The following is a 6,846-nucleotide window of genomic DNA, read 5'->3' on the forward strand; positions in this document are numbered from 1 at the left end:
GTCACACCGGTGCAGTCTGATTGAACCGATGTGACATTGGACGACGACACGGGGAGGGTGGCAGTCCGAGTGTCACGGTCCGCGATCCGACATGCAGCTGCGTGCCGGTCAGCCGACAGTCGGTGGCTGATCGACCAGTTGCGCCATGTACAGCTGGTCGCCCATCTTGTCGAGAAGGTCGAGCTGGGTCTCGAGGTAGTCGATGTGCTCCTCTTCGGCTTTCAAGATGTCCTCGAGGATGTTGGCCGACGTGATATCGCCCTTGTCCCGACACATCCGGATACCGGGCCTCAGTCGCTCGACCACCTCCCGCTCGACGGCGAGATCGGAGTGGAACTGTTCCCGGATGTCCTGGCCGATGCGAAGCGGAAGCAGCTTCTGGTAGTTGGGTAGAGCCTCGAGGAAGAGGATGCGATCGGTGAGGGTCTCCGCATGCACCATTTCTTCGAAGGACTCCGCGCGGGTCTTTTCCGCGAGTTTGGTGAAGCCCCAGCTGGCCTGCATCTTGGAGTGCAGGAAGTACTGATTGATCGCCGTCAGCTCACTGGTGAGCTGTTCGTTGAGCAATGCAATCACTTCGTCGTCGCCGCGCATCACAAACCTCCGGTCGCATGAGTAAATACGACCGTAACAGCACCGACCACTGCGCGCAGCGGATCGATTATTCAATTGCCGACGCCTATTCGACTACCAAATCCCTTCGCGGAGAACAGAGGAGGTAAGGGTTACATCATTTCGCGCTCACCGCGGGGAATCGGGGCAGGGACTACGGCGCGAGGACGTCCGTGCCCACGAAGGGAACCAACGCCTCGGGCACACGCACGGAACCGTCGGCCTGCTGATGGTTCTCGAGGATCGCGACGATCCAGCGGGTGGTGGCGAGAGTGCCGTTGAGGGTGGCGGCAGTCTGCGGCTTGCCGTTCTCGTCGCGGTACCGGACGCCCAGGCGGCGGGCCTGGAACGTGGTGCAGTTGGACGTCGACGTCAGTTCGCGGTACGCGTTCTGGGTGGGGACCCAGGCCTCGCAATCGAACTTGCGCGCGGCGGACGAACCGAGGTCACCGCCCGCAACGTCGATCACCCGATACGGGACATCGATGGCGGCGAGCATGTCCCGCTCCCATCCGAGCAGTCGCTGGTGCTCGGCGTCGGCGTCCTCGGGCCGGCAGTAGGTGAACATCTCGACCTTGTCGAACTGGTGCACCCGGATGATGCCGCGGGTGTCCTTGCCGTAGCTGCCCGCTTCGCGGCGGAAGCACGACGACCACCCGGCGTACCGCTTGGGGCCGCCGGAGAGATCGAGGATCTCGCCCGAGTGGTAACCGGCCAGGGGAACCTCCGAGGTGCCGACGAGGTACAGATCGTCGTCCTCGAGGTGGTAGATCTCGTCCGAGTGCGAGCCCAGGAATCCGGTGCCCGCCATGATCTCGGGGCGCACCAGCACCGGCGGAATCATCATCGTGAATCCGTTGGCGACGGCCCTCTGTGCCGCAAGCTGCAGCAGTCCCAGCTGGAGCATCGCACCGTAACCCGTGAGGAAGTAGAAGCGAGCGCCGGACACCTTCGCGCCGCGTTCCATATCGATCAACGACAGTGATTCGCCGAGGTCGAGGTGGTCTCTGGGCTCGAAGTCGAAGGTGGGCAGTTCGCCGACGGTCTCGAGGGTGACGAAGTCGTCCTCACCGCCCGCCGGGGCGCCCTCCTGGACGATGTTCGAGATCGCATGATGCGCGGCGTCGAGCGCGGCCTGCGCTTCGTGCTGCTCGACCTCGGCCAGCCTGACCTTGGCTGCAAGTTCCTTGGAGCCCTCGAGCAGGGCGGGGCGTTCCTCGGGGGAGGCCTGTCCCACCTTCTTGCCGAACGCCTTCTGCTCGGCACGCAGGTTGTCGCCCGCGAGGACCGCGGCCCTGCGAGCAGCATCGGCTTCGAGCAACGCGTCGACCAGGGACGGGTCTTCACCACGGATGCGCTGCGACTCGCGGACGGCGTCGGGGTTCTCGCGGAGGAACTTCAGGTCAATCACGGTGTCAAACCCTACCGGTCGCCGCCGGGCGCGCCTTCGGGGCGCGGCTCATTCCGGTTTCTGCTCGAGCAGCTGCAGGAGGTCCTCGCGGCCGAACATGCGGGCCGCGTCGAGTGCCGTCGGATGCCCTGCACCCGGGTCCGCGCCGCCGGCGACCAGGGTCCGCACGACGTCGTCTTCACCCTTGAACAGCGCGCCTGCCAGCGGCGACTGACCCTTGTCGTTGAGTCGGTTGACGTCGGCACCGCGATCGATCAGCGCCTGCACGGCTTCGGCATGACCGTGGTAGGCGGCCAGCATCACCAGCGTGTCCCCGTTCTGGTTGGTCAGGTTCACCGGAACCCCCGCGTCGATGTACGTGGCCAGGACCACTGCGTCGCCACCCCGTGCCGCGTCGAATACCCGCCCGGCGAGTTCCTGGAGTTCGGCATCCACAGGCCCCGCGTGGGGCCCTGTTTCGTCGCTCATGGTGATCGAAGTTACCCCCCGGTGCGAAACGATCGCCGGACTTGTACTGCATGTGCCGAAGGAACAGGCATTATGGAAACCGATGTCAGCAGAGCAGCCGAAGAACGGCGGGCAACCGGAGAATGCGCCCCGCACCATGTCCGCGTCCACGACGCGCCGCACCCTCGCGGCCGTCGCGGCAGGCGCCGTGGTCGCGGCCGTCGCCACCTTCGCCATTGCCGGGGGCTTCAACCGGAGCGAGAACCTGCCCCCGCATTCGGACAGCGCAGGGCCGCAGGCCACGAGCCATTCGACGGAGGGCGGCGCGTTCGCTTCGGCCGCAGCAGGTGACTGCCTCGACTGGACACCGTCGACGGATCCGAAAGAAGACCGCAAGGACGTCGCGGAGGTCGACTGTTCGGAAGAACACCGGTTCGAGGTGGCGGCACCGCTGGATTTGGGTGTGTACCCGGGTGCCGAGTTCGGGCCGGGCTCGCGTTACCCGGGTGCCCTCCGATTCGCAGCGCTGCGGGACGAGCACTGCGTAGCCGCGGTCAACAGCTACCTGGGTGCCCGGTTCGATCCGTACGGCAAGTTCAGCGTGGGTCTCATGTTCCCCAGCGAGACGGGTTGGGACTCGGGCGAACGTACGCTACGTTGCGGCCTGCAACTCTCCAGCACGGCGGGCACGCTGCTGCCGTTCACCGGCCGCGTGGCCGACCACGACCAGTCCAACGTCTGGGACGCAAGCACCTGCATCGGCATCAGCCAGAACGTGCCGACGGATCCCGTCGACTGCGCGCAGCCGCACGCGTTCGAGGTGATCTCGGTGGTCGACCTCGCTACCCGGTTTCCCGACTCGATGCCGTCCGTGGAAGACCAGGACAAGTACCTCGAGGGGGTGTGCACTCAAGCGTCCAACGAATACCTCGGTTCCGCCGACGCCCTGCGAAACAAGACACTGACGTTGTTCTGGGACAACCTCGAACTCGACAGCTGGCTCGCCGGCAGCAGGCGGGTCAATTGCTCCGTGGGCAAGGAAACCGATTCCGGCGGATTCGCGACCATCACCGGTGGCGCCAAGGGCGACATCTTGATCGACGGCGTTGCGCCGGTACCGCCGCCCCCCGTCCCCGAGGGAAGGTCGTTGCCGACCCCGCTTCCCGGCGCCGCTGCCGTTCCCGGAGCCTGATGTGGCCGTGGCAATGACGCCCGAACGGTTCGAGGAATTGGTGGGCGACGCACTCGATCTCATACCGGGCCCGCTCGCGGCCGCCATCGACAACGTCGTCGTCCTCGTCGACGATCGCAACGAGGAAGACCCGCATCTCCTCGGCCTCTACCACGGGGTCGCCTTGACGGAGAGGGACAGTCATTACGGCGGATCCCTGCCCGATACCATTACCGTCTATCGCGAGGCCCTCCTCGACATGTGCGGTTCGGAGGAGGACGTGGTGCACGAGGTAGCTGTCACCGTGATACACGAGGTTGCGCACTACTTCGGGATAGAAGAAGATCGCTTGCACGAGCTCGGCTGGGGATGAACGGTTGTCTCGGAAACTTTCCGAGATCGGGGGGAACCGAAGAGCGCGTGGCGGCGTCCAAGCATGTAGCGGTCCACACATGCGGGGATCGTCGCACCATGCAGTTCGTTCGCCGGGGGGCAACAGCCTTCCGCGCCCGCCAAGGTCAAGAGGGAGTTCGATGCAATGCCCACTTTGCACGTCGCACCTGAAGCTCTGATCGCCGCCGCCGTGGAACTCGACGCGCTCGCGGCCCGTCTCGAGGCGTCCGTGGCCCTCAATTCCGCGGCCATCCGGGTGCTCCCGTCGGGCAGTGAAGAGGTGTCCCTGCACGCCGCCGGCTACTTCAACACCGTCGCCAACACATTCACTCCCGCTGTCGCCCAGGGCATTCTCGAGATGCGCGAGACCGCCGCCACTCTCCGCACGCAGGCCGCCCTCTACGCCGCCGAAGACTTCGCGCTCGGCGCGTCGTTCGCGGCAGGCATGTAAGCGGAACACTCGGGAACCACAGAAACTCGAAAATCACAGCGCTTCGAAATCACGGGGGGAACAACACATGACCATGGGACTCACAGGTGTGATCTGGATGCCTCGCGGCGCCACCGTCAACTCCACCACCCTCGTCGCGGGAGCGGGCCCGGTGCCGCTCAGCGTGGCGGGCGGGGCGTGGACGGCGCTGGCAGGCAGCTTCGTCGACGCGAATCTGACACTCGTGCGGGTGATGGCCGAACTCGCCGCGGGCTGGCAGGGTGTTTCCGCCGCGGCGGCTCTCGTCAAGATCGCACCGTTCGCCGTGTGGACGGCCGAGTGTGCCGAACTGGCCGCCGATACCGCCGCGAAGGCAGGCCTCCAAGCGGGCGCCTACACCACAGCCGCGCTCATCATGCCGAGCATCCCCGAGATCGTCGCAGTCAAGACCGCCAAGGCCGCCGCCTACTCGGCGGGTGGTGCTCTCAACGGGACCGCGGCGGCCGCCGAGGCCGCCGACCGTGCCATGGACATCCGTGCCGGACTGGTGATGGAAGGCTACGAGGCGGCGTCGAACATTCTCGCGCTGAAGCGAACCTACAAGCAGCCGCCGCGCATCGTCACCAAGGCCGATTCGCAGGAGGCCGACGGTTTCGACGACGTCCTCGGCCAGGACGGCGAAATCGATCCCACCCGAGCGGCGGCGGCCGCGTTGATGGCGGCCGGTCAGAACCCTGCTGTCACGACGGCGGCGTCACAGGCCGGCAGCATCGCGGGCACCACGGTCTCCACCGCCACCTCCGCGGCATCCAACATCGGTGGTGCGGCCCTGTCCGCGGTTACCGGCACCGGAACCACACCCATGATGGCGGGCACTCAGATGATGTCGGGCGGGTCCGTAGGCGGTGGCGGCGCGGCGTCTACCAGTGCGGCCGCGGCCCGGACCTCCGTCGGTTCCCTCGCCGGTGGATCCGCCAGTGGCGCACTGCTTCCCGACGGCTGGGGCAAGGCGGACGCACCGGGGCAGGGTGGTCGACCTGCAGCGCCCGGGCCGGCAACCGGCGGGGTCATCGGCGACGTTCGCGCCGAGATGAATCCCACCGCCGCACGCGGAGCTACCGGCACCGGCCCCGTGATGGGCGGGCGCGGCGCCACCTCTCAGGACGACGAGCGGGAAACTCCCGATTACCTCAAGAATTTCGAGCATTTCTCCGACGGGCGCACTGTCATCCCGTCGGTGATCGGTGGCAACCCGGACCAGCAGGGGTCCGGACGTTGATCGATCTGGGCACCCAGCCGGGGGTTCCCACTCTGGCGGCGGTGACTCTGAGCCTCGACGAGATGGATTATCTCGTCGAGAGGCTCGCGCTCGATGTGCTGCCGGTGGTTCTCGACGCCACTCCCCGGTACGACACGTACGACGCCAGGGACGACGCCTTCCGCGGCGCCGAGCACGCTCTTGCCGCCCGGGAACTTCTGGCGGGCGGCGGGGTGCATCCCGAACTCGCTGCGCGGCTCCAGATCCTCGCTCGACCGCACCGGGAGATCGCGCTCCGCTGGTACGTCGACGGCAGCATCTCGAGACTGTGCGTTTCCCAGGGCGACACCCTGTCGGTGCTGACCCTGCGCGCCGGCGATACCTACGTGGTCCAGGACGCCGGGATCGGCATGGTGGCGCCCGTCATCTCCGCTCTCGGAGCCGCAGATCCGTTGGACTTCGGGACCATCAATGCCCCCACGGCCGCGCTCGGCGAGGCGTTCGATCACCGGGGGGACGGTAGGTCGCTCGCAGTGCGGCTGGCCGCGCTCGGCACTTCGGCCACCGATGCCGCCACCGTGGGCAATGCGATGGCTACGTGCAACACCTACGCCGAGATCGTCGGAATCGCCTACGGCGACGGCCGCTCCGATCCGGTGGGCGGCCCCGTCACCGTCTTCGACACCTCGGCAGGCCGTATCGTGGGCACCTCCAGCATCTCCGGACACGGGGTCGCATGGTCCTCGCTCAGCCCCGGCAGTCCTGTGCGTCTCCGCCAGGCGCTCGAATCGCTGGTCGACCGACTCCACTGAATCACACCGGCTGCCGCTTCCACCACGCGCCCGTCTGCCGGCGTTCGCGGCGAGTGGTGAATTCGTACCGGTACAGACGTGCACGCACATGCTTCGGCGGGACATCCGGAAATGGGTTGTACTGCAACAACTTCAGCGTATCCCGGTCGTTGCGGAGCAACCGCTCGACGAATCCATCGAACCACGAGACGGCATAACCGGGCGAGATCGCCACGAACCACATCAGCCAATCGAGCCGCAGGTGATACGGCGCGAATTGTCGTGGCCGTCGAGTGACGTCCCCGGGCTTTCCCTTGAATCCGTACTCCTTCC

The 6,846-nt window shown here is 66.5% G+C and carries 9 protein-coding genes; 5 read left to right on the top strand and 4 right to left on the bottom strand.

What is annotated here, in order from left to right; genetic code table 11:
* Positions 1-108: 108 nt before the first annotated feature.
* The 3 genes from bfr to WAW17_RS04335 form a co-directional block, all read right to left on the bottom strand.
* The gene (gene bfr / locus WAW17_RS04325; protein ID WP_422331778.1) at positions 109-594 is read right to left on the bottom strand and encodes a bacterioferritin; all 486 of its coding nucleotides are present in this window, start codon (positions 592-594) and stop codon (positions 109-111) included.
* 172 nt (positions 595-766) lie between these two features.
* Positions 767-2,023 (bottom strand): serine--tRNA ligase, encoded by a 1,257-nt coding sequence (gene serS / locus WAW17_RS04330; protein ID WP_422331779.1) that lies wholly within the window; start codon positions 2,021-2,023, stop codon positions 767-769.
* A gap of 48 nt (positions 2,024-2,071) precedes the next feature.
* On the bottom strand, positions 2,072-2,491 hold the full coding sequence (locus WAW17_RS04335) for an ankyrin repeat domain-containing protein (RefSeq protein WP_422331780.1): 420 nt from the start codon (positions 2,489-2,491) through the stop codon (positions 2,072-2,074).
* 82 nt (positions 2,492-2,573) lie between these two features.
* Here WAW17_RS04335 and WAW17_RS04340 point away from each other — a divergent pair, with 82 nt between their 5' ends.
* The 5 genes from WAW17_RS04340 to WAW17_RS04360 all read left to right on the top strand — a co-directional run bounded on the left by WAW17_RS04340 (position 2,574) and on the right by WAW17_RS04360 (position 6,534).
* A complete protein-coding gene (locus tag WAW17_RS04340) occupies positions 2,574-3,662 on the top strand; it encodes a septum formation family protein (protein WP_422331781.1) in 1,089 nt (362 codons plus the stop codon).
* 1 nt (position 3,663) lies between these two features.
* Entirely contained in the window at positions 3,664-4,014 is a 351-nt protein-coding gene (locus WAW17_RS04345; RefSeq protein WP_422331782.1) for a metallopeptidase family protein, read from the top strand.
* A gap of 165 nt (positions 4,015-4,179) precedes the next feature.
* Positions 4,180-4,485, top strand: coding sequence for a PE family protein (locus WAW17_RS04350; protein ID WP_422331783.1), 306 nt, complete (start codon positions 4,180-4,182; stop codon positions 4,483-4,485).
* 67 nt (positions 4,486-4,552) lie between these two features.
* Positions 4,553-5,743, top strand: coding sequence for a PPE domain-containing protein (locus tag WAW17_RS04355; RefSeq protein ID WP_422331784.1), 1,191 nt, complete (start codon positions 4,553-4,555; stop codon positions 5,741-5,743).
* On the top strand, positions 5,740-6,534 hold the full coding sequence (locus tag WAW17_RS04360; RefSeq protein WP_422331785.1) for an ESX secretion-associated protein EspG: 795 nt from the start codon (positions 5,740-5,742) through the stop codon (positions 6,532-6,534). The genes WAW17_RS04355 and WAW17_RS04360 overlap by 4 nt, the downstream gene beginning before the upstream one ends.
* Before the next feature lies 1 nt (position 6,535).
* Here WAW17_RS04360 and WAW17_RS04365 read toward each other — a convergent pair.
* The coding region (locus WAW17_RS04365; protein ID WP_422331786.1) for a lipase maturation factor family protein at positions 6,536-6,846 on the bottom strand (311 nt) is incomplete at its 5' end.

Source organism: Rhodococcus sp. (in: high G+C Gram-positive bacteria) (assembly GCF_049286785.1).
Classification (GTDB): Bacteria; Actinomycetota; Actinomycetes; order Mycobacteriales; family Mycobacteriaceae; genus Rhodococcus_F.